This window comes from Allobaculum sp. Allo2 (genome assembly GCF_022701175.1).
In the GTDB taxonomy this organism is placed as follows: Bacteria; Bacillota_I; Bacilli_A; order Erysipelotrichales; family Erysipelotrichaceae; genus Allobaculum; species Allobaculum fili.
In genome coordinates this window covers 2,266,901-2,290,454 of record NZ_CP078088.1, presented here as the reverse complement: position 1 = coordinate 2,290,454, position 23,554 = coordinate 2,266,901, and the positions used below count along the sequence as shown (strand labels likewise).

Annotated in this window: 31 protein-coding genes and 1 tRNA gene; 26 read left to right on the top strand and 6 right to left on the bottom strand. The window is 49.1% G+C overall.

Translation table 11 applies throughout. The features are described from left to right. Positions 1-5 precede the first annotated feature (5 nt). From KWG61_RS13125 to KWG61_RS13100, 6 genes are all read left to right on the top strand, one after another. Positions 6-953, top strand: a complete 948-nt coding sequence (locus tag KWG61_RS13125; protein WP_242744220.1) for an FtsK/SpoIIIE domain-containing protein — start codon at positions 6-8, stop codon at positions 951-953. Next, positions 853-2,124 carry an FtsK/SpoIIIE domain-containing protein gene (locus KWG61_RS13120; protein WP_242745713.1) on the top strand — a complete coding sequence of 424 codons (1,272 nt, stop codon included), beginning with the start codon at positions 853-855 and terminating at the stop codon, positions 2,122-2,124. The genes KWG61_RS13125 and KWG61_RS13120 overlap by 101 nt, the downstream gene beginning before the upstream one ends. Before the next feature lie 17 nt (positions 2,125-2,141). Further along, the gene (locus KWG61_RS13115; RefSeq protein WP_242744218.1) at positions 2,142-2,672 is read left to right on the top strand and encodes a hypothetical protein; all 531 of its coding nucleotides are present in this window, start codon (positions 2,142-2,144) and stop codon (positions 2,670-2,672) included. Between the two features lie 285 nt (positions 2,673-2,957). Beyond that, positions 2,958-3,302, top strand: coding sequence for a hypothetical protein (locus tag KWG61_RS13110; protein ID WP_242744216.1), 345 nt, complete (start codon positions 2,958-2,960; stop codon positions 3,300-3,302). 55 nt (positions 3,303-3,357) lie between these two features. Continuing rightward, entirely contained in the window at positions 3,358-3,678 is a 321-nt protein-coding gene (locus tag KWG61_RS13105) for a hypothetical protein (RefSeq protein ID WP_230266779.1), read from the top strand. A 60-nt stretch (positions 3,679-3,738) separates the two neighbouring features. After that, positions 3,739-4,065, top strand: coding sequence for a hypothetical protein (locus KWG61_RS13100; protein ID WP_230266778.1), 327 nt, complete (start codon positions 3,739-3,741; stop codon positions 4,063-4,065). Between the two features lie 94 nt (positions 4,066-4,159). Here the strand turns inward: KWG61_RS13100 and KWG61_RS13095 are convergent, their stop codons facing one another. Continuing rightward, the gene (locus tag KWG61_RS13095) at positions 4,160-4,705 is read right to left on the bottom strand and encodes a hypothetical protein (protein ID WP_242744214.1); all 546 of its coding nucleotides are present in this window, start codon (positions 4,703-4,705) and stop codon (positions 4,160-4,162) included. A gap of 296 nt (positions 4,706-5,001) precedes the next feature. Between KWG61_RS13095 and KWG61_RS13090 the strand changes: the two genes are divergently transcribed. The 7 genes from KWG61_RS13090 to KWG61_RS13060 all read left to right on the top strand — a co-directional run bounded on the left by KWG61_RS13090 (position 5,002) and on the right by KWG61_RS13060 (position 8,042). Further along, entirely contained in the window at positions 5,002-5,235 is a 234-nt protein-coding gene (locus KWG61_RS13090) for a hypothetical protein (RefSeq protein ID WP_242744212.1), read from the top strand. Continuing rightward, positions 5,178-5,486 carry an FHA domain-containing protein gene (locus KWG61_RS13085; protein WP_367614391.1) on the top strand — a complete coding sequence of 103 codons (309 nt, stop codon included), beginning with the start codon at positions 5,178-5,180 and terminating at the stop codon, positions 5,484-5,486. The genes KWG61_RS13090 and KWG61_RS13085 overlap by 58 nt, the downstream gene beginning before the upstream one ends. Further along, positions 5,473-5,685, top strand: coding sequence for a hypothetical protein (locus tag KWG61_RS13080; protein WP_242744210.1), 213 nt, complete (start codon positions 5,473-5,475; stop codon positions 5,683-5,685). Before KWG61_RS13085 ends, KWG61_RS13080 begins: the two co-directional genes overlap by 14 nt. Positions 5,686-6,000: 315 nt before the next feature. Next, positions 6,001-6,294, top strand: coding sequence for a zinc-ribbon domain-containing protein (locus KWG61_RS13075; protein WP_242744209.1), 294 nt, complete (start codon positions 6,001-6,003; stop codon positions 6,292-6,294). Between the two features lie 225 nt (positions 6,295-6,519). Beyond that, on the top strand, positions 6,520-7,431 hold the full coding sequence (locus KWG61_RS13070) for an acyltransferase family protein (RefSeq protein ID WP_367614390.1): 912 nt from the start codon (positions 6,520-6,522) through the stop codon (positions 7,429-7,431). Then, on the top strand, positions 7,428-7,685 hold the full coding sequence (locus KWG61_RS13065; protein WP_242744207.1) for a hypothetical protein: 258 nt from the start codon (positions 7,428-7,430) through the stop codon (positions 7,683-7,685). Before KWG61_RS13070 ends, KWG61_RS13065 begins: the two co-directional genes overlap by 4 nt. Positions 7,686-7,778: 93 nt before the next feature. Beyond that, complete coding sequence (locus KWG61_RS13060) at positions 7,779-8,042, top strand: DUF1653 domain-containing protein (protein WP_230266772.1); 264 nt, start codon at positions 7,779-7,781, stop codon at positions 8,040-8,042. 74 nt (positions 8,043-8,116) lie between these two features. Here KWG61_RS13060 and KWG61_RS13055 read toward each other — a convergent pair whose 3' ends face one another. The 5 genes from KWG61_RS13055 to KWG61_RS13035 all read right to left on the bottom strand — a co-directional run bounded on the left by KWG61_RS13055 (position 8,117) and on the right by KWG61_RS13035 (position 10,802). Next, on the bottom strand, positions 8,117-8,665 hold the full coding sequence (locus KWG61_RS13055; RefSeq protein WP_242744206.1) for a hypothetical protein: 549 nt from the start codon (positions 8,663-8,665) through the stop codon (positions 8,117-8,119). Further along, positions 8,653-9,273 (bottom strand): hypothetical protein, encoded by a 621-nt coding sequence (locus KWG61_RS13050; RefSeq protein WP_242744204.1) that lies wholly within the window; start codon positions 9,271-9,273, stop codon positions 8,653-8,655. The genes KWG61_RS13055 and KWG61_RS13050 overlap by 13 nt, the downstream gene beginning before the upstream one ends. Continuing rightward, complete coding sequence (locus KWG61_RS13045; RefSeq protein WP_242744202.1) at positions 9,273-9,635, bottom strand: hypothetical protein; 363 nt, start codon at positions 9,633-9,635, stop codon at positions 9,273-9,275. The genes KWG61_RS13050 and KWG61_RS13045 overlap by 1 nt, the downstream gene beginning before the upstream one ends. A 703-nt stretch (positions 9,636-10,338) precedes the next feature. Continuing rightward, positions 10,339-10,428: transfer RNA gene (locus tag KWG61_RS13040), tRNA-Ser, on the bottom strand. A 74-nt stretch (positions 10,429-10,502) separates the two neighbouring features. Beyond that, entirely contained in the window at positions 10,503-10,802 is a 300-nt protein-coding gene (locus KWG61_RS13035) for a hypothetical protein (RefSeq protein WP_242744200.1), read from the bottom strand. 438 nt (positions 10,803-11,240) lie between these two features. On the opposite strand from KWG61_RS13035, the gene KWG61_RS13030 reads away from it, so the two are divergent. The 13 genes from KWG61_RS13030 (at position 11,241) to KWG61_RS12970 (ending at position 23,513) form a co-directional block, all read left to right on the top strand. After that, positions 11,241-12,620 (top strand): vWA domain-containing protein, encoded by a 1,380-nt coding sequence (locus KWG61_RS13030; RefSeq protein ID WP_242744198.1) that lies wholly within the window; start codon positions 11,241-11,243, stop codon positions 12,618-12,620. Positions 12,621-12,634: 14 nt separating this feature from the next. Next, entirely contained in the window at positions 12,635-12,919 is a 285-nt protein-coding gene (locus KWG61_RS13025) for a hypothetical protein (RefSeq protein WP_242744196.1), read from the top strand. Positions 12,920-12,977: 58 nt separating this feature from the next. Next, on the top strand, positions 12,978-13,901 hold the full coding sequence (locus tag KWG61_RS13020) for a hypothetical protein (RefSeq protein ID WP_242744195.1): 924 nt from the start codon (positions 12,978-12,980) through the stop codon (positions 13,899-13,901). A gap of 175 nt (positions 13,902-14,076) precedes the next feature. Beyond that, positions 14,077-15,456 (top strand): tubulin-like doman-containing protein, encoded by a 1,380-nt coding sequence (locus tag KWG61_RS13015; RefSeq protein ID WP_242744193.1) that lies wholly within the window; start codon positions 14,077-14,079, stop codon positions 15,454-15,456. 52 nt (positions 15,457-15,508) lie between these two features. After that, positions 15,509-16,036 (top strand): hypothetical protein, encoded by a 528-nt coding sequence (locus KWG61_RS13010; RefSeq protein ID WP_242744191.1) that lies wholly within the window; start codon positions 15,509-15,511, stop codon positions 16,034-16,036. A 218-nt stretch (positions 16,037-16,254) separates the two neighbouring features. After that, positions 16,255-17,751 (top strand): hypothetical protein, encoded by a 1,497-nt coding sequence (locus KWG61_RS13005; protein ID WP_242744189.1) that lies wholly within the window; start codon positions 16,255-16,257, stop codon positions 17,749-17,751. A 759-nt stretch (positions 17,752-18,510) separates the two neighbouring features. Next, positions 18,511-19,155, top strand: coding sequence for a hypothetical protein (locus tag KWG61_RS13000; protein ID WP_242744187.1), 645 nt, complete (start codon positions 18,511-18,513; stop codon positions 19,153-19,155). A gap of 188 nt (positions 19,156-19,343) precedes the next feature. Next, a complete protein-coding gene (locus KWG61_RS12995) occupies positions 19,344-19,541 on the top strand; it encodes a hypothetical protein (protein WP_242744185.1) in 198 nt (65 codons plus the stop codon). 20 nt (positions 19,542-19,561) lie between these two features. Beyond that, entirely contained in the window at positions 19,562-20,050 is a 489-nt protein-coding gene (locus tag KWG61_RS12990) for a hypothetical protein (RefSeq protein ID WP_242744183.1), read from the top strand. Between the two features lie 44 nt (positions 20,051-20,094). After that, positions 20,095-20,757: a hypothetical protein gene (locus KWG61_RS12985; protein WP_242744182.1), complete on the top strand. Its 663-nt coding sequence runs from the start codon at positions 20,095-20,097 to the stop codon at positions 20,755-20,757. Positions 20,758-20,896: 139 nt separating this feature from the next. Next, positions 20,897-21,145, top strand: a complete 249-nt coding sequence (locus KWG61_RS12980; RefSeq protein ID WP_242744180.1) for a hypothetical protein — start codon at positions 20,897-20,899, stop codon at positions 21,143-21,145. Continuing rightward, the gene (locus KWG61_RS12975) at positions 21,142-22,752 is read left to right on the top strand and encodes a hypothetical protein (protein WP_242744178.1); all 1,611 of its coding nucleotides are present in this window, start codon (positions 21,142-21,144) and stop codon (positions 22,750-22,752) included. Before KWG61_RS12980 ends, KWG61_RS12975 begins: the two co-directional genes overlap by 4 nt. After that, on the top strand, positions 22,728-23,513 hold the full coding sequence (locus KWG61_RS12970; RefSeq protein ID WP_242744176.1) for a hypothetical protein: 786 nt from the start codon (positions 22,728-22,730) through the stop codon (positions 23,511-23,513). Before KWG61_RS12975 ends, KWG61_RS12970 begins: the two co-directional genes overlap by 25 nt. Positions 23,514-23,554 lie beyond the last annotated feature (41 nt).

Genomic DNA, 23,554 nt, shown 5'->3' with positions numbered 1-23,554 from the left:
CCGGTATGACCGGGTCGGGTAAAAGTGAGTTCATCATTTCCTACGTTCTGTCGCTGGCCGTTAACTATCATCCGTACGAAGTCTCGTTTATTCTGATCGACTTCAAGGGCGGAGGTCTTACGGGCGCGTTTGTGGATCCGCAGCGCGGAATCAAGCTGCCGCATGTTGCGGGTACGATTACCAACCTGGACGAAAGCACGATGAACCGGGCTCTGGCATCGATCGAGAGTGAACTCAAGCGCCGCCAGAAAATATTCAATGAAGCCAAATCCATTGCCAACGAAGGAACGATGGACATTTACGGCTACCAGCAGCTTTACCGCCGCGGCGTTGTGAGCGAACCGGTTTCCCATCTGCTCATTATTTCCGATGAGTTTGCGGAGCTGAATGACCAGCATCCGGAATTTCTCGATCAGCTCGTTTCTACTGCACGTATCGGCCGAAGCCTTGGCGTCCACCTCATTCTGGCGACCCAGAAACCGGCGGGTGTCGTCACGGGTCAGATCAAAAGCAACACCAAATTCCGCGTCAGCCTGAAAGTTCAGGACCGCAGCGACTCCAATGACATGATCAACCGGCCTTATGCGGCCGAAATCAAGGAAACCGGCCGCTTTTACATGCTGGTGGGATACGACGAGTACTTTGCGATGGGTCAGTCCGCGTGGACCGGCGCCGAGTATAAGCCGTCCGATGAAGCGCAGTCTTCGGAAAACAAGGAAATCCTTTTCTCGATCCCAATGGCGAACCGTATTTTAAAACCAAGCCGATTCAGACCAGACGGCAAAAGGCCGCTCGCAGCTCGTTTCCTTAGTGACCTATTTGTCCGATCTGGCCAGACAGAAGGGAATCGAAGTGCCTTCCTTATGGCTCGACCCGCTCAATCCGCAGATCAGCCTGAGCTCTCTGAAGCAGCCGGAAGATTCCTATTCGGTAACGATCGGTCTGACGGATGATCCGGAAAATCAGGAACAGCTGCCCTATACGCTGGATCTGGCCAATGCGGGAAACATTTTAATTGCCGGCGAGCCGGGAACTGGAAAAACCTGGCTGGCGGAAACCATTCTTCTCACTTCAATCGATAGAAATTCACCGGAAGATCTGCAGTTTTATATTGCCGACCTGACGGGAAAGTCACTGGGCATGTTTTCCCAACTGAAACATGTCGGCATGTGCATGAGCCGACCTTCCGAAGAGGAACTCTGCCTGCTCATTCAGTTTGCGTACGATCTGCTCGAAAAACGCAAAAAACTGTTTGCGCAGTATAACCGGACGAGCTTTGCGTCCATGCGCCGAGTGCAGCGCCTTCCGCTGACGTTTTTTATCATTGACGGATTTGACGATTTCCCCGACAGGGGACAGGGCCGTCAGGCGCTCGATCAGCTTCTTCGGCTGCTGAGGGACGGACCGGCTTTCGGCATTCAGTTCATGCTTCTCGTCGCGGACGTGCGCAATGTGACCGCCAGACAGCAGAGCGTCATTCAGACGTCTTTGCCCTTACGGCTGACCGATATGTATCTGTATCAGGATCTGCTGGATATCCGGCCGAAGGCCTTTCCCGATCCGCTTCCCGGACGCGGCTACATCCGAAAGGACAAGCGGGTTTTAGAGTTCCAGGCAGCCGCGCTCGACCCTCAGCTCGATGACGCCGAACGCTACGGTCAGATCCTTTCGCAAATTGAAACCGCGAATACGATCTGGAAAGACGCAGCCGAGCCCGATCATCTGACGCAGATCGATCCGGAACAGACGTATGAGGAGTTCATCGCGCCGTTCAAACCAGAACGCATTCCGCTTGGAATTATCCGCAGCCGGCTGCGCCCGATTGCGCTGCCGTTTCAGCAGCTGAGCACCCTGCCTGTCTACTTTGGAAATCCAGACGCTGTGAACTACGTCATGGGCGCCATTCAGACCGCCGTCAAAAAGAGCGGGGGCTCTGTGATTCGACTGAGTGCTTCTGAGCTTCCCAAAACGCATCGAGAAGGAATCGAGTGGACAAAACTGACCGCTCAGACGGTGAACACGTTCGTCAATCAGCTTGCGAAAATCGCAAAGGAGCGCAAAACGATCCGCCTGGAAATCCAGAAGGAAAAAGGCATCGAAGACTGGAAAAAGCCGCCAGCCTGAAAATCGTCCGCAAAGAGATGCGAAGAAGAACAGAGCCTCTGTTTATTCTCGTGGACGATTACGGGGATCTGATCCTGAATCTCAGTGCCGGATCTGCCGGACCTTTAAGCGGGATCATTAACAACACAGCCGGTTTCAATATTTATTTTGTATTCGGCTGGCATCCTCAGGACAAGGAACGCATTTCTCTGGCCAGCCGAAAACTGCACGAGACAGAAAAATCAAAGCTGGACGAAGGGAATCTGACCCTCGAGGAAGTAGAAGAACTTCGAAGATTCACCCTTGCCAATGACCCGGAACGCTTCGACGCTATGATGAAGTCACATTTCAAAGGGAAACTGACCCTGTTATTTGGCGGATGCTTTGACCGGCAGGATCTGGTGACTTTGCCGCGCGAATATTCCAGAATTGTCCGTCCATCCAAAACGCAAAATCTCAATAACGGGCTGATCTGGGAAAACGATCAGGTCGAAACCATTTTCCTTCCGCTTGGCGATTTAAGGAAAACCGCACAGGAAGATGAGGATGAACGGCCGGTTCTCAGCTAGACCGGCTGCGTGCATTTTGCACGAGATACGGGTCAGGAAAGAGAAAGGGATTGGAAAAGAGATGGTGATCGGGAAAGTGAAAAGTGATCTGATTCAGAAAAGATAAAGGACTCCGGGAAAGGAAAGACGGTTCAGAGCAGGCCTTCTTTCGGACGGAATGTCCCCTGAACGAACGAAAGCCAGGATGGATACGGCGGCGAAAATAGAGCTGCAAAGAAAGGAACTGTTTATGGAAAAATACTGATCGATTTATACGTTCCTTCCATTCAGAAAACATACAACCTGATGGTTCCGGATTCGATGGACTGCAAGGAACTGACCCAGCTGCTCGCTCAGGCGGTTGAAAATCTGGCCGGCGGAAAGTATTACGCCTCCGAACAGGAAGTTCTGTTTAGTCAAAAACAGCAGCGCGTATTAAAAAGCGGCAACGATTTGAAAGATTATTCGATCGGTCAGGGGATGTACTATATTTACTTTGATGCAGAACCGACAGGAACTATTCGATCAGATTCAAAGGCTGATCCACAGTATAGAAATGGACGTGGAAAGCTGGCAGCGCGAAACGGAGGAGAATTTTCCGGGAATACATTCACGCGCGTCAGGCTCAGCTCGAGCAGATCCGGCGCCTGAAAGAATGGCTGATCCGAAATGGTGAGTAAAACAAAGAAACAAGGAGGAAAGAACTATGAGTGGAAATTGGGAACTGGAAGTCGCAACAGAAGTTATGGATATGTCTGCCGAAGATCTTCAAAACATTGGAACTGTTATCCAGGAAAGCAGCAAAGCGGTAGACGCACTGATTGGAGAGCTGTACGAGGAAAGCGAAGGTACATTCTCGGATCACCTTAAAGAAGTCGGCAATGAGTTTGTAGATCTGGTGGATGCCTGTGTACAGGTCATCTGGGATCTGGCGAAGGGCTTTATCCGCGCTGGAGAATCCCTGGTCGGCGCGGAGAAAAATGCAACGGATTCCCTCCGCTCTGCCGGCATCGGAAAAGGCAAGTAATCGAAACTGTACATCTAAGTCAATCAGAAAATAGAAAGAGAACACATTAAAAGAAAGACTATGGAAAAACTGAAACTTAAAGTCTCGGAAGAAAAATATCGACAGACTCTCGACAAACTTGGAGCCGAACTGGATAAGATGCAGGGATATCAGAAAGACCTGCAGAAAGTTAAAGAAAATATGCAGAACGGCGTAATTGGCAACGTGGGAAACGACGCGGTCCGAAACCTGGATACCCATCTGCATAATGTGCAGACGGTAATCACGAAAACCATTGCTGCCAGAACCCAGATTGAAAACTATCTCAATTCCATGACCCAGACACAGAGCACCATCACGGATGATCTGAAGGCGCTGGAAGATGAGGCGAATGCGATCTTCGGATAAAATTCGAACCTCGGCACGACAGCTCCATCGCTCCAGAGAGACTCTTCTGCAGGAGAGAAACCTTCTTCTTTCCATCATCGCAAATCTGAGACAGTCACCTGAACTCCACGCGGCTGCCCATCCGTGCGAAACGCTGATACAGGAAAATCAGAAGCTCCAGCAGCTCCTCGAAGACTACGAATCGGCAATGACCCGTACCCTTCAGGATCTGGAAGAGAGTCTGAAACGATGTGAAGAAAGCGCTCTGGATCTTCAGCGACAAATGAAATAAAACCGTTTTTTCAAAATGACGTCGAGCCAGGACGAAAAAACGGCATCCATAATTTGTTTCAGCGATCCGCCGGGTACAGCCCGACTGGATCGCACCTGACGAAACGTGGTTCGACAGCGAGCCACGTTTCGTATATCTGCCCCTTCTTTGGAATCCGAAAAAGGATAGGCAGACCACGATAAGCCATAAGGAAGGACACATGAAAAAAGCAAAGTGGATTTCTGTTTCGTCACTGGATATCCCGCCGGTTTCCGCCCGTATTAGCGGGCTGATTCCGATCGTGGTTCCCAGAACAGCCAGCGATCCCATTCGACATAAAGCCGTAGACAGCGAAGAAAAGGAAATCTGCGGCGGCGATTTCTCAAACATCCATTCCCAGACCGAACCCGAACCGTTCGTTTTTCCGGAAGAAAAGCCTGCCGGTTTTCCAGCTTTCGAATCCGCAAAAAACGAAACCACGTCATCCAAAAAGACATCTTTGATCAGATGTTCCGGGAATTTTCCTCAGATTCCAAAGTGGAGACGGACCTTTTGAGCAAGAAGGCTCCAGAAATCATACCGGAACGTCCAGCAGAAACCATCGTGCAGGATAAAGCGGATCCTGTCGAAACTCAGCAGGAACAAAATTATCAGGAAGTCGAGGAAAAAAGGCGGAAGATACGGCTATGCGAGATCTGGATGACTTGCTGGACTTCAGAACCGATCCAGCCCCAGAGGAAGCCGCCGAAGCTGCCGAAGCTGTCGAAGTGCTCGCTGAAATACCGAAAAGTTCTGACGATGGTATGGTACAAAATTCCGATTCCATCCCAGAGCCCGAACCGATCGTGCGTTCCCGGTCAAACTGGTTTTTGCGTCATATGAATACGGGCATTCAGATTCGCCTGCAAAAGAGCTGCTGATCGGATGCGGAAGGCAAAGCGACTTTGTCATCGATTTTGATACGACACTCTCTGAGCGGCATGCCCGGCTGACGCTGGAAGAGAATCGCGTTATGGTGGAAGATCTCAATTCTTCTTCCAAGACGTTTGTCAATTATCAGCCCGTCACGCAGAAATCGGAAATCCGAGACGGACAGATTCTTCGCCTTGGCTCCAATCAGCTGTTCCAGCTTGAACAAAGCAAGGAGGATTTGCGTCATGAACCGATTTGAAGGCGTATTGATCGGCACAGACTCATTCCATAAGGGAGAAGCGGTTCTGCTGCACCATCTGGAAGAAGTGTTCGTGGAGATGGAGGAAGAGCCGGAAGTCGTTCTGGAACAGAGCGAAAAGGCGTCTGTCGGCATTTTTACGATTGTGATCTGGGCATGTATGGAATTGAGCCGTTTGAAAACCGGGCTGTCTTTTTAGAAAGCGGGCAGCCGCTGGGGAAACATCGTCGATATTACCTTGGGCGGGATACGGCGATCTATTTGAAGCAGCGCGAATTTGCGATTGTACTGGGAGTAAGACTATGAGCGGAAATAATAAAACAGTTTTTATTCGAATGCCAAAAGCCGATCAAGGGAATCGTCTCTGGAAGCCCTCGATGCGGCGTACCGGGAACTGGGCAAAGCGTTTTATGAAAATCGTTTCGAAGAACCGACGCCAGAACTGATTCTTTATTTTGATCAGATTACGCATCTTAAAGAACAGCTCAAACTGCGGGATCGTCATACTGAGACGATGGACCTGCCAAAACCGGAACCTGCCGCTTCAACCGGCGGCATATTTGACCAGCTTCGCTCAATCGATCTGGACAGTCTCGATAATCTTGAGAGTCTGGACAGTTTAGATGGACTCGAAAGTCTCAGCCCGTGTGAAGATCTGGATTCCAGAAACAAAACCGGAAACGGCGATTCAAACCGTTCAGACCCGTTCGAGCAGCCGATGACGTTTAAATACTGCCCGTTCTGTGGCACCAAACTTCCGCTGGATGCCCGTTTCTGCGGCAACTGCGGAGAGTCCTGCGAAGAATAACGGGTTTCGCAAATCGGACAGAAAAAGAAGAGATACTGTACGTAAGGGGACAGCTCTTCTTTTTTTTGGTCATAAGAAACGGCGATGAATACGGACCAGAAAAATCGAGGGAAAAGGAATGGACTTTGTCAGAGGATCTTTTGCGTTCGACTATTTGAAATGCCCGATTTTTAAGAATTCGTCAATTGTCTGCTCAGTCCGTTACAATAAAGCCGATCGTTTACGATTTGCAGGAGGTTTAAAAATGACACAATCCACTACAATGGCTCTGACTCGATCCAGGCCAAAAAGAAAAGGGGCCGAGATGCCCGCGTAGAACTGGTTCGGCTGATCGCCTGTCTGATCGTTCTGCTCTGTCATTCGTATCCGCCAGTGATCATTAACGGCGAACCGGCTTTTGGCCGTGTCTTTATTGCCTGCCTGGCAGCGGATGGCGTTGGTATTTTCTGGATGGTCATCGGCTGTTTTCTGTTTTCCAGTACGTATGGCAAAACGCTCAAGCGAGGGTTTACCCGGATTTTTATTCCGCTCGTTCTGGCGAGTCTGCTCGGCATTGCGATGAACAGTCTGCCCCTGCCCGGATTTGTCCCTTCGGATATTCCGGCGGTATTGAATGATTTTCTGCAATGGCGAAACGGTGTAATCGGCATGGATCATCTGTGGTATTTGTACGTCAATCTGCTCGTCTTTCTGTTCTTTCCGGTTTTGAAATGGATTGCGGACGGGCTGGATCGATCCCGAGTCGCCACCATTCTTTTTATGGCTGCTACGTTAGGGTTCTTTATTGTGAACGATCTGACGTCCAACCATCTCGCCGGCTTTTCTCACTATCTGTTCCGAGCAGCCATTCCGGCTTCCATCGAAGTGATCTGGGGACATATTCTGTATCGAAATCGAAAACACTTTCACGGCTGGATCACTGCCGCTGCGGCACTGGCCGGTTTCGTTTTCCTGAATCTGGCGCGGGCCAGGGTCCAGATGAAACATTTTGCGGCAGATCCGGGCGATGCGAGCGCGCTGTACTGGTATTCCGCCTGGGGCATGCTGGCCTCGGCACTCATTCTGATTTTTGGTCTGGCAGCCATTCGCCCCAGAAAAGGCGCTAAAAAGCGGTTGAAGCGGGTGCAGAATCGATGATCTGTGCAGCCGCTTCGTATTCTTTTCTGATCTATATTGTTCACTTTCCCATTTTGCGCATTCTGACCAGCGTAGGATTTACTCAGTCTCTGCAAAATCTGATTTTGAAAAGCAACGGTTTCGCTTTCAGTCTGCTCTATACCCTTTGCATGGAGGCGATTCTCTTCGTGCTTTCCTTTATTCTTTCCTGGATTGTGAAATGGCTGTGGAAGGGCATCAAGATGCTCTTTCAGCCGGAAAAGGTCTATGGATAGAGCGTGAAAATTCGTTTTAAGTTAAGTAATGAATTTGCCTGTAAAAGCGTAAATGTCTGGATCAGGCAGTTCAGGATTTAAGGAGTGACATGTATGGAAACAAAGAAACAGACAATTTACCCTGGCCGAATCTATCGTCATTTCAAAGGCGATCTGTATCTGGTCGAAGCCATTGCCCGAAACGCGGATTCCGCTAAGGAAATGGTGATCTACCGCCAGCTGTATGGAGACGGTTCACTGTGGGTACGCGAACTGGATGAGTTTGCTTCCCCGGTGGATCATGAAAAATATCCAGAAATGAAACAGACCTGGCGCTTTGAACTCCAGAAGGTGGAGTCGACAGCCAGACATTCGTAATGAAAAGGCAGGTACCGACGATAAAGTCGACACCTGCCTTTTATTTGAGGAATGCCTGTACTGGGTTTGAAAAATCAGAAGATTAGATAGCCGCTTTGGAAGCGGCAGCGGCTGGATCGGCAGCCGATTTGCGTACGGTCCGTTTTATACGGGCTGTTTTCTTTTGGCTTGCGGGACAGAGCGCTCAAAAGCAGAACGCCAAGAAGGAACGGCCACTGATACGTATAGATAAAGGAATAGCGCAGCAGGGAAACAGGCCCAAGCAGCATGGTCAGAATATACAGAACGGTATAGAGGCACGCGGTTGCCGCAAACTTGCTTCGGAAGAAAATAGCATAGCCAAGAAGGAAGATCACCAGATAAAGGGTAATGCCGGGGTCAAAGAAACGCAGCCACAGCGGACAGTTGTCAAAGGTGGCCGACTGCATTGCAATGCCGCGCAGTTTGTCGCGGTAGCCGGGAAGCAGAGAATAGGAAGCGATATGCTGCTTATCCGCGTAGTCTTCGTAGCTCGTCATAACAGAGAGCGCATTGTACTCTCCATAGCGCATATCGAAATAGGGAGCGGTCAGATAGGCGGCTGCCTGAATCGCGCCGCGCCAGTCTGTTGTCAGTACCCGCAAATACAGGGAAATAAACTGTCCCGGATTTTCGGAGAACTTTTCGTTGTAAAAAGATCCTTGGAACTGTCTGCACTGAACGGATCCAGCTGATCGGGCGTAAAGTCATCGAAATAGCTGTAGGCGAGAGCCTCGTCTTCTTTGGAAATGAACTTCTCTTCGATCTGATCGTTGCGGTTCAGTTCAAAGGCAAGCTGATGAATCGGCAGAGCAAGCATTTCCCGGGGATTGTTAATCTTGATGCCGGCAATGGAAGGGACAAGGGAAGTAAGCAGCCAGCCCAAAACAAGTATGGAAACCTGAGAAATCATAAAAAGCTGAACAATGCGCTTCTTTCTGTCTTTTAGATAGACAAAGAAGAGAAGGATCAGACCGAGTATGGCCAGGTATAACCCCTGATTGCGCAAAAGACACATGAGAACGCCCCAGCCGATAATCTCGGCTGTCTTTTTCAGAAGGGAAGACGACGCTGCAGATCTGTCTTTCTCCCGAACAGCCTTTGGATTTTCTGCAGGTGAGGAAAGATCGGCTCTGGCGCTTTCGGAGGGCTTTGGCGGGAAGAGAAGCGAGCAGATCGAAACAATAAATAAAAGGAGAGCCGGAGCGAACATTATATCCTTGGTCGTATAGCACACGAGCATCTGCGAGAAAGGCGAGACGGCCATAAAAAGGAAGTCGTGATCAGAATCCAGGCGTTGAGGCCTTTTCGATAGAGATACAGCATCGCTTTGGCGATCGCATAGGCGCAGAACACGATCTGAAAGAAGAAAATGTAAATACCGGTCCCTGCGTTCGGGTTGTGAAAGAGAATGTTTCCGAGTCGGAGCAGGGAGCCAAGCAGAAGGGTATGAAGCCACGGATGATGCGTCGTGAACGGCAGATCGCCGTTATACATCGCCAGCTGGATCGGGGCATCCGCGCCAAAGGTTCCTGGGAAAAACGCCAGGAACGCCGGCATCCAGGTCACAATCATCAGCAGCAGGACGCTCCAGAACAGAAAGCGTTCCTGTTTTTTGTTGTGGATGAATGAACCAGAAGGGATCGCCTCGAGCGCAGATTGAACTTTCTGTTCAGGACGGTAAAGAGAAAGGCAATAGCCAGAAAAAGAAGGCTATAAAAAGAAGCCATAAAACATAGGATTTAAAAAACGGAGATAATCCGTACTCCATCAGTTTTGGCCAGGAAGCAAACAGGGAAAAGAACAGAGATGTCCAGATCCACAGTCCGCGCATGGATTTGCTCATCGTAGAATCCTCCAGTCGGGATGAGAAGCATCCGCAAAGCGGGAATGAACCGTTATCGAGTGAAGAAACGCTTTAGAAATGCTTTAAAGGGATCATTTTAAAAGAGATCGGAGAAATCGAGTCCGATTTTCAGCCGGTAATAGAGAAAAAGACTTCGTGAGTTCTGTTGAATCCAGAAAAAGCCGGTGTTTCTTTTACAGAATAATCCGGAGTTTCTTTTACAGAATAATCCGGAGTTTCTTTTACAAAATAATATGGTACGGAAGGAGAAGAAGCCGGTCAAATTCAATGTAGACTCCAGGACGTTTCCTTTGGACAGGACTGAATCCATGAAAATCATACAGACAAAGAAAAATGTCAGACAGGAAAAAGGAAAACCATAAAAAACGAACCGGAATTTCTTTAAGAAATCCCGGTTCGGATTGTTTTCAATGGCGGAGTCGCAGGGATTCGAACCCTGGGTAAGCTTTCGCCTACACAGCCTTTCCAAGACTGCACCTTAAACCGCTCGGACACGACTCCGTTCGCTTAACGCTCGTTTATATTACCAAAGCCCTCTCGACAAAGTCAAACAGGAAATTGAAAAATAGTTAGGATTATCTAATGCATTTTCGAGGGGCCGAAAAAGGCAGAATCCCGTTTTCTTCTTTCGGATCTTCTTTCGATCCTGTTTCGTATCTGTTTCGTCCTCGCGCTTTATGAAAATTCTCCCCTCGTCCGGGCAGCCAATTCGGTTCGGTAAAATTCGATTGTTCAGGAAAAAGGCGGACTGGAAGAAAAAGGAGGGGATGAAAAGCAAACGCTGCCTGGATGTTTCCGACAGAGGAGGCAAGTAACCCGGGATCGAAATCGACAGAAATGAAAACAGAATAAATATGGATACTGTCCATCTCCATCCAGTCATGCCCTCCTTTGTGCGCATTGAAGGATTTGATGGAGTCAGGAAAAAGGCCGAAATTATTTCACATGAATTCGACAATTCTTCCGACAATTTGCTCTAATTTGCACACAGTTTGTCAATACTGCAAATGGGCGGGCAAAGCCCTTGTGAACCCGATTATAATTTGTAGGACAGCTATATTTTTACGCAAAGGTTAGATTGATATATTCAAACGAAACAAAAATAATCGCCTTTATTTGCTGAATACGCACAATTACGATTGTTCGACTGCTCAGCGCCCGCTTTTGGACCCAGCGGATTTCATGCCTGAAAATCGACTTCTTTTCGCACGATGAGTGCAGATACGTTTTCTGGCAAGCCTTCTCAAGTCTGCAAATCGGTTTTCAGGTCGGCTTAAACTGCAAGTTTTCATTCATGGAAAGGAAGAAAAGCTATGTTCATTAAAAAAATGGAAAAAGTATTCGCTTCAATGCTGGCTGCTTTCACAGTGTTCGGGTCCTTCTGGACCGCACCGATTTCCGCGATGGAAACCAGCAAGGATACGACGCAGATCAACGTTGTCTACGACGATTCCGGCAGTATGAGCAATTCCCGGATGGACAGCTGGTCTCAGGCGAAATATGCAATGGAAGTTTTTTCAGCCTTTATGGGTGAAGAAGATACACTGAACGTTTTTCCGATGAGCAAAGCCGAAGATAACGATTCGAAAAATGACTTCTTTACTTTAAAGGGAACGGAAGATCCAGCCGATCGTGTCAAACGGATCAATGACATGAAGGATACATCCGGCACGCCGATCCAGGCCGTCGATGCCGCGGGCGAAAACCTCAAACAGTCCACAGCTCAGCAGAAATGGCTTGTCATTTTGACAGACGGTGCGTTTTTCAACGATACAACCGAACTGAGCAATGAGGAGATTCGATCCGATTTCCAGAAATATGCGGGCGTGAACGGCATCAATATGATCTATGTGGGAATCGGGTCCTATGCGGAGGAGATCAGTCTGAGTCACGACGGCTACGAAGCGTACTACATTGATACGAGTTCGATTCTGGGTGCTCTGACAGAAATTGCCCAGAAGGTATTTTCCCTGCAGAAAGTCACGCTTCAGGGAGATTCCTCCTATTCCTTTCAGGCGGACGTACCCATTTCAAAATTCATCGTTTTTGCTCAGGGCAAGCAGACAGAAGTAACGAACGCAAAAATCAACGGCGAAGATGTACCGGCCAAGCCTTTCTCTGTAGAGGTTTCGGTAAACGATAAGACTCCGCAGCCGGAATGCAATTCGGGTTGTGCCATTGCTCCAAATCTGAACGGCAAAGTGGTGACGTATGAAGCCAAGGATCCAAAGAAGCCTTTCTCTTCGGGAAAGTACACATTCGAAAGTACGTCCGATGACGTGGATGTGTATGTAGAACCCGGAATTGAATTCCGGACGATTCTGCGCAGCGGATCCGAAGTAACTACCGATACAGAAATTCAGGACGGCATATCCATTCCTGGCGGAGAAAGTACAGTCGTTATTCAGATCTTTGACCCGCTTACGGGAACACCGATTGACCCTTCTCAGTCGGAACTTCTTAAAGGTTCGGAATTTGCGCTGACCGTAACGGATGAAGACGGAAACACAGTCACGTACACCAACGGAGAAAAACTGAATTTAGCACCAGGCAAAGCCACTCTTCAGTCGGTCGCCCGGCTTCCGGGAAATATCAACATGACGGGAGAATCGGCAAAACTGGATGTAAAGACGCACCGATCTCCGTCCTCTTTTCGCAGCCGGCTGGATACGATATCAACCCGGGAACGCTGAGCGGAGAGCAGCCTGTGCAGGCTTCGGTCTCGGCACCGGATGGAACCCGAATCAATAAGGATACCTTTGATTCCTACTCATTCGAAGTCACCGGTACCGAAGGGGTGAACTGGGAGATCTCAATGAGCGACCAGGACGGCGTCGTAAATCTGACGCCTTCTTATGCGACCGATCAGAAGGGATCGGGCATTACATCGACAACTCAGAATCTTGTCCTCAAAGTCACCCGCGATAACGGCAGCTATCAGCAGGCGGGGAAGGCAACGTGGAAATTCGCTATGTCGCACCAGAGCCGCTGAATCTGATGATTACGCTTCAGAATCCTGAGGAGACGTATAAAAAGGCGAACGAACCTACATGTTCGATCCGAACCAGAGAGGCTCGGGAAGCGAAGCCTATATTCTCGCCAAAGTGCAGGTCGAAGAAGAGGACGGCTCACTGAGAGATCTTAATGAAGACGAATGGGAAAGAGGCGTAAGCAGCTTTACGTTTACAGCCAGCCAGCACGCCCCGAATTTTCTCGATCAGCTCATTCGGTGGGTCTGCTTCCAGTCGCTGGAATTTGATGTAGTCAAAGATGAGCAGCCATCGTGTTACCGCTTCTATCTGGGCGGACCCGCAGCAACCAGCGTCCTTCCCAACGACCTGGATCTGAACGTGGACCTGGACATTACGCTGGCCAGCGGACAGCAGGAAGAAGGCCAGACAGAAGATGCGATCAGCATCATGCCGCTTTCTCTGTGGGCGTATTTACTGAAATTCATCCTGATTGTTCTGGCATCGCTTCTTACCCTGTTCCTTGTCTATAAATTTATTACCAAACCGCGTTTTAAACGGGGTACATATGTCAGCGCCAAAGGCCATTATCTGGATCGGCGCGGAATCAGGATGGGACTGGAGGGAAGAGGCCGTCCGCGGCAGGATTACGAACTGTCCTTCAGCGACCGGATTAATCCGTTTAAACCCGAGAGTGCAACGCTGAATTTCGAATTAGGAAATACAAACGGAATTATTTCTGAACTCAGCCTGCAGTTCACCGCGGTTAAAGGCGGGAACATTCGCTGGGAAAATCCAGAAGCCCTCTGCAACCGATGCGCTTTTACGTTTAACCATAAAAATTATTCGCTGGGTACGAATCCGGAAAAGGTCATCAATCTTGTGTTCGGATATGAAACACCGTTTGTGCTTAAGGGTCTTAAGGTGATGACCGACCCCAATGTCACCGTCAGCTTCAAATTTTCCAACAAAAACACTGATCCGGAATGGCTTCACAAGGTTTAAACCCGCCCGTCCAGGATCCAGAAGGCCTTGTGTAAAGCCGTATGTTCTAAGGGAAATTAACGGAAGCGGACTTGAGACGAACGGGCATTTTCGCTATTGGTTTCACAGGCTGGCCTGGCCAGTCAGAAATAAAAATCAGCACTACAAAGAGAAAAAGAAAAAAGGAGGAAATGGAATGACTGCTCCAACAGTAATTATTGGACTTGGCGGCGCGGGCAGTACGATCTGCACGAAGCTTTCGAAGATGGCGAAGTCATTGAAAGACAGAAACCGCCTGCAGTTTGTCTGCATTGATACAGACCGGAATGATCTGAGACACAGAAAAGAAGAAGATGCCACGGTCGTACAGATTCAGACATCGGCACCTTATAAAATTGAAGACTATCTCAAGCGCAACAGACACGCCCGTGAAGACTGGTTCCCCATTCATACCATTCTGAACAGCAAGACACCGACAGAAGGTGCAGGACAGGTTCGTGCGATCAGCCGGCTGGCCCTGGACGAAGCGATGAGCAAAGGCAAGCTGCGTGCGCTCGACGATGCGATCGACACATTGTTCCGGCTCAACGGCGATGCTGGCAACCAGGCGATCCGCGTCATTATTGTGTCTTCCTTAGCCGGCGGTACGGGCTCTGGAATCGTAATTCCTATTGCGATGTACATTAAGCATCTTCTCAACTCCAGCTTTAACAAAACCGGATCGGTTGTTCGCGGTTTCTTCCTGCTGCCGGAAATTTTCGCTTCCGCAAAGAGCCAGGATGAGAAGGCAAGCATCTTTGCCAATGCCTATGCATCCGTCCGTGAGCTGGATGCCTTCATGCGCAAAGGCGACCAGGCTCTGGAAAACACAAAGTACAAAGATCTTGAGTTCTCAGTTCCTCACCCAATGTCCGGAAAAGATGTGAACTACAACGAATCGCCATTCAATTTCTGCTTCCTGTTCGATCGCCGCAACGCGGATGATCTTTCGCTCAGCAGCTTCGATGAATACATGACGTATGCAGCCAATACGATTTACGCGCAGGCGATCAGCGGCGCATCCAGTCGAAGCAACTCCAGTGAAGACAATGCCATTAAGGCGCTCATTCAGTCGGGCGGACGGGATCGTTTCTGCGGTGCCGGATCTGCGGTCCTGAAATATCCGTATGAAGAAATTCTCGACTATCTCGCCGGACAGACCTGCTTTGAACAGCTTGGTGAAGAATGGCTGACGATCGATAAAGCGTATACAGAAGACCTGAATAAACGGAAAGCGGAGAAAAAGCAGGATCCTTCGGTCGAATTTGAAGACCCGCATACGTTCTACCTTAAGAATGTAGACTCCAAATCCGATGACAAAGGCACATTCCAGCAGATGATTTTCCGCCAGACCCATAAAGAACACGAAGATGAATATGGAGAAGGAACACAGTGGGAAGAACTGTCCCGATCCTTCGTCCATGCTCTGGATAGTCATCTGGAAAAGAAAATCCGCGAGAACGAAGAGATCAAACAGATCCTTTTGAGATCAACAAACAGCGTTCACGCCTGCAGGCTTCAAAGGCAAAGTCGATAAAGGCGCGATCAATTCTCTGGAAGGGGCCATCATTCGACTTGCACAAAGTCTGATGCGCGTTTCCCGTGAAACCGGCCGTCACGTTGCCCTGGATGTTTTCAGCGCTTCACCTCGAGGAAAGAATCCGAAACCCTATTACTTCCAGCATTATCTGAAGACGGAAGACGGAGGCTTCGTTCATCCAAACGCCGTTCGCTACATGGTTTATGCCATGGTTCGCAACTGCAATTATGCCTACTCGACGGCCCAGGAGGAACTTGGCGAAGACGATGATGCCAAACGATCCATGCTGCATCCGTTCGATGATCCCGCTACGACAAATAAAGTGGAAACGGCGAACGATCGCTACAACAAGAAAAATCGAAACAAAATTTCAAGACGGATCATCAAGAAATTTATTGAGGAAACGGAAACGCTTGTCAGTGATGAATCCGAATTTTTCACGTTTGCCAGCGCATGGGCAAAACTGATTGTCTATGGCGAAGGCATTAAATTCTTTACTCAGCTGGCCAGCGATTTTGATGACTTCTATAAAACGTATCCAACGTTTGTGGAAAAGAAAGCAATCGCGTACGCCTGATTCCTCAGCAGATTGCCAACCGCGACGGCAGCGCTATTCGCTATACATGTACCAGTCAAGCCTGCCTGGAAGAACTTCTCGATATCGTCGGGGCAGCGGATGCGCAGGAATCAATTACCGGCAAGCTTTCCGCTCTGATTTTCCAGGATATTCTGGAATATTCCAAAACGGAAAAGCGTCCTCCGGCAGCTTCGCATTTTGGCAAACTGTTCCGCGATGTGATCATCAAATACTACAAAGATGAAATTCAGAATCATTTCGCGCAAGTCATTGACATGGACGTCATTTCCGCTCTGATGAAAGAAGTAGAAATTGAACGTCATGCCGATGAGCTCAGCCGTGAAGATGTAGAACTGGTCGCTGCGGATACCCTGACCGAAGTCAACAATCTGGCCAGTATGTTCCTCGAAGAGCCGATGGGTGTGGAAGGTCACGTGATTCGTGCAGCTGCCTATAACCCGGCGGTTCTGCTGGATGACGACCCGCTTCGCCATGACTTTGTTCAGAAGTATTTGAATCAGGAACTTGGCGGCGTTGCGGATAAAAACATTTCCAAGTACGATCTGCTCGTCTACAAAGCGGTATATACACTCAATCCGGGTGACTTCAAACGCTTCCGCGCTCCGGAAAATGGAAAGCCAGGCGGAGACTACTACGAAGCCTATATGCGGATTTACAGGAAACTGGGTCCGAACGTAGAGAAGAATTTCGAGATCACTCCCCACATGGACCGTCACTGGCATCTGACGAAGTATATGCCGGATCTGGATGACCGCAACCAGAAGATTGTCGAAGACGGAATCTTCCAGGCTTTCCTCTGGGGAATGCTTACCGGGGATGTGGATCAGAAAGTCGATTCCAATCACCTCGACGGCATGGACGTAATCTATAAGCCTTCCAACTCCAGCAACGAAGACTTCATTGTTCCAAACGGCACAAGCTGCGATGAACTTTACGAAGTTCTCGACGCCTTAAGCATCAACCCGCCGCAGGTAGACATCATGCTTCGCAAAATGGAAGCGGAAAAGGAAAAGCAGGTGAAGAAGAGCCTGTCTCTCGCGCAGTCTACCCTGATCCGTCGAATCAACTGGCTGGATGAGAAAAAGGCACTCGGCGATTACTACGATGAAGAAGCTGTCCGCGAGGACGAGCCAAAATTCGTTCTCCGGGAATTCATCCCTGTAAAGAGCCCCATGAAACCATCGGTATTCGATCTTCTCTTCTGGCTCAAATACAGCATGCCGAACTGCGATTACTATCTGTCCGACTTCACTTCCATGATCGATAACCTGATCGCTCTGATCGAAAACTATGTCAGCACGTTTACAGGCGAAGAAGAGATGTACGCGGTAGCCTTCTCGATTATTTCCGATCAGTTCCAGCTTTTCCTGAACAATATGACTGATTACGTAAACGTACCGAAGCCGGCAAAACGCTTTGACGATGAATCCGTAACTCTGATTCGCGACCGCATTGATGAGATCGTCGATAACAAGTATCTCTACAAGCTGAAGTATCATCACGAACCAACGATGAAAGAGCTCTACGATCGCAAGTATCAGGAAATGATTCATGCGGCGGCAAAAATGCCGAAGAAGCAAAGAACGGCGAAGAAGCAAAGAACGCTTAAAGTATTCGAATTTCCCGAATCCTTTACTTCACTGAAAGATTCAGAAGAAATCGCTTTGGCTTCTCTCTGGTTCTGTAAAGAATAGCCAGGATCTGGCTGAACGTTTGAAATAGCTCCTGCACTGCCCTTCCAATGCAGGAGCTATTTACCTATAGGATCATGATTCGAAAAGTTTCAAAGGATTGAAAGATCGAAAGAAGAGGGGAACTGCTGCCAAATCTCTTCTTTCCTTCTGTTTTTCCTGCAGCGGCTTTTCCTTCTCGTTCTTCTATCCTTTATCTATTTTTCGCGGATGGAAATTCACGAAGAAGATGAAAATTTCATTTTGCGATGAAGCCAGTCGGCTTTTTCCCCGCTTTAGATCCGTTCCTTCGAATCCATGATGGATTTGCCTTACTGTAATTGCTTTACTGAATTTCTGCTTTTGAAAAAGAAAGGAGGAGTGTACATTGCTGACTGTCATTATTTATCCCAGATCGGCGCAGAGAAGCTTTGACCAGCATAAGCTGCTGTTCGAAAACTCAATTGAAAAAGAAAAAGTCTGCTTCTGTTTCTGGGACGAAAATGGTGAAGACTTTTATGAAGCTCTTCCAGATTTAAAGACCCAGCTCGAAGGCGTTAAGAACTGGCGCGCGATTGTCGTCGACCCGATTGACGGGACGGCGGCGGATCACTGGGAACTGGATAACCGGGAAAAGACGACCCAGAAAGGAAATCCTTTTGACTACATCGAAAACGATGATCTGTTTCCTTTAGTCCATAAGAGCAAGTACGCCCTGATCCGCTTAAGCCAGATGCTTGGGGCATTCCCGACATCAGTCTGGAAGCGACCCGGCGCAAAAGCATGGGCGATGACGATTACCAGATTCTTCTCGATCAGCAAAAGGCTTTGTACGACAAACTTTCCGAGCAGTCGGAAATGCCGATTCCAAAGCCAAACGAAATCTTTCTGTTTCGCACGATGATTGAGTCCGAATCCGATTCCATCTCGTACGAAGAACCGGAAATCGAAAATATCGGCGATTTTTATGCGTCCCTGTTCTGGCAGCGAAACCGTTATCCTGCAGCCTGCCGTTTTCTCACATTCAGGCAGGCCAAACCGGATACATCCATGTTTCAGGAATCCATGTTTCGCTTCTGGCTGACCGTGCTGCTTTTAGCGGAAGAGGAGTTCCCGGCGGGAACTTTTGAAGCCTATCGCCTGTATGAAATGTCGGCCAACGCCAGTGAAGAGGTTCTGAAGACCTATTTCGAAGAATACCTTCTGAAAATGAACGATATTCGCTTCTTTCTGCAGCAGGAAATTGATGTTCTTCATTCCGTGAACTACACCTCGAAAAATCTGGATACGCCGGATCTCGAACGTTCGATTCCGGTCGACATCACCCTCACTTCGAATGACGATATTTATATTCCACGCTTTTTACCGGGCCGACAGGGGATCTGCCAAGACCCGAACTGCCTGCCTGGAAAAAGAAGGTCCGCGTAAGTCGAAGAGCGTTTCGAAAAGTAATCGGTGCGTATGAGCGCTCGGTCGAACGCAGCTGTCAGTACGCGCATCAGGCCGTCGAACTCGAATCGGCAGAGGAGCTGAACTTCAACTCCTATCAGATCGCCGCGATACGGGAGGAGACAGCCGATTACGAACATGAAGTCCTTTCCGGCTATACGCCGATCATGATGAAGCTCCGACAGGTGCACATCAAACTGAAAGAACGGGATAAAGTGGTCCAGAAAAACATGAGCCACCGCATGTATTCCTTCAAGGCGCTCGCCGCGACAGCGGTGTGCATCTGCGCCTGTTTCTTAGGCGTCATTCCTTTTGTCGCCTATTGTCTGATGCGCAATCAGTCCATGGGGATTACTCGTTTTTAGTTTATGCGGCATCGATTGGCATGCTGATCTTCTGCATTGCGGTGATCGTCGTTTTCTGGGTGATTCTGGGGGTTCGCATTTTCGAATACAACTACACCCTTGATCAGGCGCTCCACTCCATCGAAGCCAAAATTCCCGCGATTACGCAGTATTTGAAAAACTGCTGCGCATCCATCCGGGGAAATCGAATTGTCTATCGCTTCGAAAAGGAAAACAACAGCCGCTCCAATCAGGAGCTGAAGTGTCTGGCGCACATCAAGGCCATCGACAACCGGGCGGCTACGGTAAAAAGCTGGATGAACGCGTTCAACATCTGGCCAGGTTCGAACAGCCGCATCGTGCATACGGTAATTTTCGATCTGGAAATTCCGCCTGAACGAAACCCGGCATATTTGCTGGAAGAACCGGAAGATCCTGTCTTTGTCTCGTTCCCGGACGGAACGGTCATTCATTCGCCGTTTCCCTTTGTGACGAGCATCGATAAAAACGTCTGGAACCTTATGAAATGAAGGTCGTAGAAAAAGCGGCCTGAAGGATCAGGAGGATTAAACCGATGAATTATATCCACGCATTTATCTCCTTTATCCTGTTCTGGGTTCTGTTCGCCTTTCAGTTCTTTTTCATCATGACGCCGTTTCTGATTCATGAAAAACCGAAAAAGCGCTGCTATCAGTTCGCTGTTCCGTTCCTCTGTCTGCTTGTTGTGTGCCTTGGCATGTTCAACAACGATGCCGTTCTTCAGTTTCTGTACGACATTCTGATCTGGATCGCGAATCTAGTTGGCCAGATTCCTCTGCTTGGCCGCTATCTCTATGCGTTCTTTGCCTGGCTGGCCGGCACGATTCTGACGGGTCTGGGGGCCTTTGTCTGGTCCAACATTTTGCTGGCTCTGTTCTGGCTGCTCGTCAAGAAACTGACGTTTCGAAAACTGGTCAGCCTCTGGGAAAACCATGCCTATCTGTTTGATCTGACTTCTGGCGAATTTTACGAGAAAGATGAAAGAGCCCTGCGGCAGTACACCAATCCGCAGGAACGCTACGTGCTCAAGCCGCGGTACTACAATCTGCGGGTTCTGATCATGGCGGCAGTCTTCTTCTGCTATTTCATTTATCTCATTACCCAGTATGTGTATTCCGGCATTGGGGGATCGAACATTCCCGCAATGATGACGCCGGTTGCCGGAATCCTGATTCTTGGAGAATGCTTCGCCTTTTAAACGGCTGGCAGCCTGAGAAAAACGAAGGAAAAATTCTGGCCGAAGAAGAAAACAGCGCGGAATGCGATACGATCCGTGCGTCTCTTAAAAAATGTTCCGAGACCGGCTTTGCTTCGATGATCATCAGAAAAGAAAAACGGTGGCAAAAGTCACCGGACTCTATCAGGAAGATGCTCTCGAAAACACAGAAATCGATGAACTGGCTTCTGCGTATTTCAACTCCCTGCTGGATATCGGAATTCCTCTGCAGCCGGACTATCAGAAGGCGGCAAGACAGCTGCTTAACCGTGAAAGTCTGGTCGTAATGAATCCCTTTTATAGAGACTTCACGTATTACCTCATGCTTCCGATGATTGCCACGCTCCTTAAAAATAAAAGGTTCTCGTGATCTGCGGCCGAAGTACGGACGCACAGGATATCAAGGAATGGATTACCGACGGATTTCTGGAAACGACCAACCTGAAAAAGCTGTGGATGACGGAGGAGCTCAGTGAGAAGGGAAGAAGCGACGACATCAGCGTCGGCATCATTACGTTCCACAACATTTATAACCACACGTTCATTCACAACAATATCGGCTTCCTCAAAGAGGTACAGTTCGTTCTGCTTCTGGAACCTTCCAATCTTTTAGGAACAGGTCAGATCGGTCTGCGAAACATTTTGGAAATCTGTGAATCTTCGGGCGATCCGCTCACTTACTGCGCGCTCGACCGCAGTGTGGACGGTCTGGTCGACGCCCTGAGCCATCTCGTCCATCAGCCGCTTGTTGAAGTCCTTGCTCCGCCTGCCAGCGAAGCCGGCACTTGCCGGGCGATCTGGCATGTGGACGGCCCTGGCATGCAGAACCGCATTGTTCCTGGAATTTCCCGCTATCTTGGCGTCGGTACGGAAATCGCCCTTGAAGGTCTGGCGAATGGGGCAGATGAGATTTACTGGTTCAGTTCTTCTAAATCGCCGATTGCCGATATTCGCTGGAACGTTTCGCAGTATTACCCAAGTTTCTGTGAATATACGCACACCCGTCTGGAACAGAACCAGCTGGAAGAGCGCATGCATTATGAAAGCCATCTCTGGCAGGTGCCGGAAATGGAAAAAGGCTATCTGATCGTGGAAGATGAGTTTCGAAACGCATTTGACATCGCCCGCCTGTTCAGCTCGCGTCTGGAAAAGAAAGGCTTCGTCAATATTCTTTCGGAAAACTACATGCTTCGCGATTACATGACGGCCAATGCCGAAATGATGACAGTTGACTCCAAAGCGATCCCGACGATTGTTCCGGATTACGCCCGAACGGAGCGCAACTTCATTATCCGGCTGCTCATGCTGATGAGCATGGAACCGGTAGACGAAAGCTATATCAGCAATCAGCTGGCCATCCATGGCATTCATTCCAGAAAAACATATGACGTCCTTCAGCATCTGATCCATAAGCATACCGGACAGGAAAAATTCAAGATTCACACGACGCAGGTCAATGCCTATCGGGCGGACATTCAGGCCACCCGCTTCCAGTACAGCATTAACCTCGACCAGCTCCATTCGGTATACGACTCCGCCCTGCGTTCGGTTTACTTCGTCATTGAAAACGAAAAACGAAGGAATATCCGATGGGCAACCGGCTGCTCGGCCAGATTTATCAGGTCCTGCTGCCTGGACAGTTCTTTTCGTGGGACGGCCGTTACTATCAGGTCGTTTCGATTTCCAATGACAGCGAAATTATCGTTCGCCGTTCCGGAGATCACTTCATGCGGCGCGTGTATTACCGTCAGCTGCGCGACTATAAGATTTCCGGTGTCGAGATGCAGCCAGGAGAAAATCATTTCCGGGATATGGTCATCCGTCATGGCTTTGCGAATATTGAAGTCCGGACCGATGGCTATCTGGATCTGCCTTCGCCCAACGATTTTGAACACGCCTCGCACGTTCGGCTCAAACCGGCCCATGTTCGCCGCCTGTATCAGAAGGAATTTTTGCAGATCACGCTGGAAAACGTGAAACCGGAAGTGGTCTACACCGTTGCCGTTCTGCTTAACGAAGTTTTCCGAACTCTGTTTCCAAACGAGACCGGATATCTGATTGCGCTTCCTGGACAGATTCCGGAAGCCGTCTTAAACGATCCGCTTTACCGCGATCGAAACCGGGCGGCTTCTGCCTGTGTCGCTTTTGAAGAGGAAGATATGGAGAAGAACGCGATTTATATTGTGGAAGATTCTCATATCGATCTCGGTCTGCTTGTGACAGTAGAAAGAAATCTGCAGAGAATTATGGAAATCATTGCTGACTATCTCGTATGGAATTCCAAAGGTCCATCGACCACGCACAGAGAAGGCGAAGACGCTGCACACGACGTCAGTGATGAAGACGGTTCGAACGAAACGCAGGTGCAGAATTATCTGCCTTCGCAAAAATCGCTGCGATCCATGGCCAGCCGGCCTTCGGATTCCAGTCCGACGCTCTATTCCGTGATGCCGCTCTTTGGATTTGGCCGACGGAAAAAGACGAAGCGAATTCTTCTGAGAGCGCAGACTCTTCAAATTCATCCGAACAAACACCTGCTCCAGCTGAGAATCCATCACCGGCAGCCGATCCGGCTGACGTTCAGACCGAGAAGGCTTCCCAGGCGGATCAGCCTGCTGCTTCAAAAGAGCAGAAAGCATCCGCTTCTGAAAACGTTTCTGGTGAAGCCGAACCGACACCGCAGACTGAGGCAAACCCAGAAGGAGCGGCAAACCCGTCTTCGGGTACGTCTTCTGTAGAAACACACGAACCGCCTGCTGCTCCAGAACCCGAACCGAAC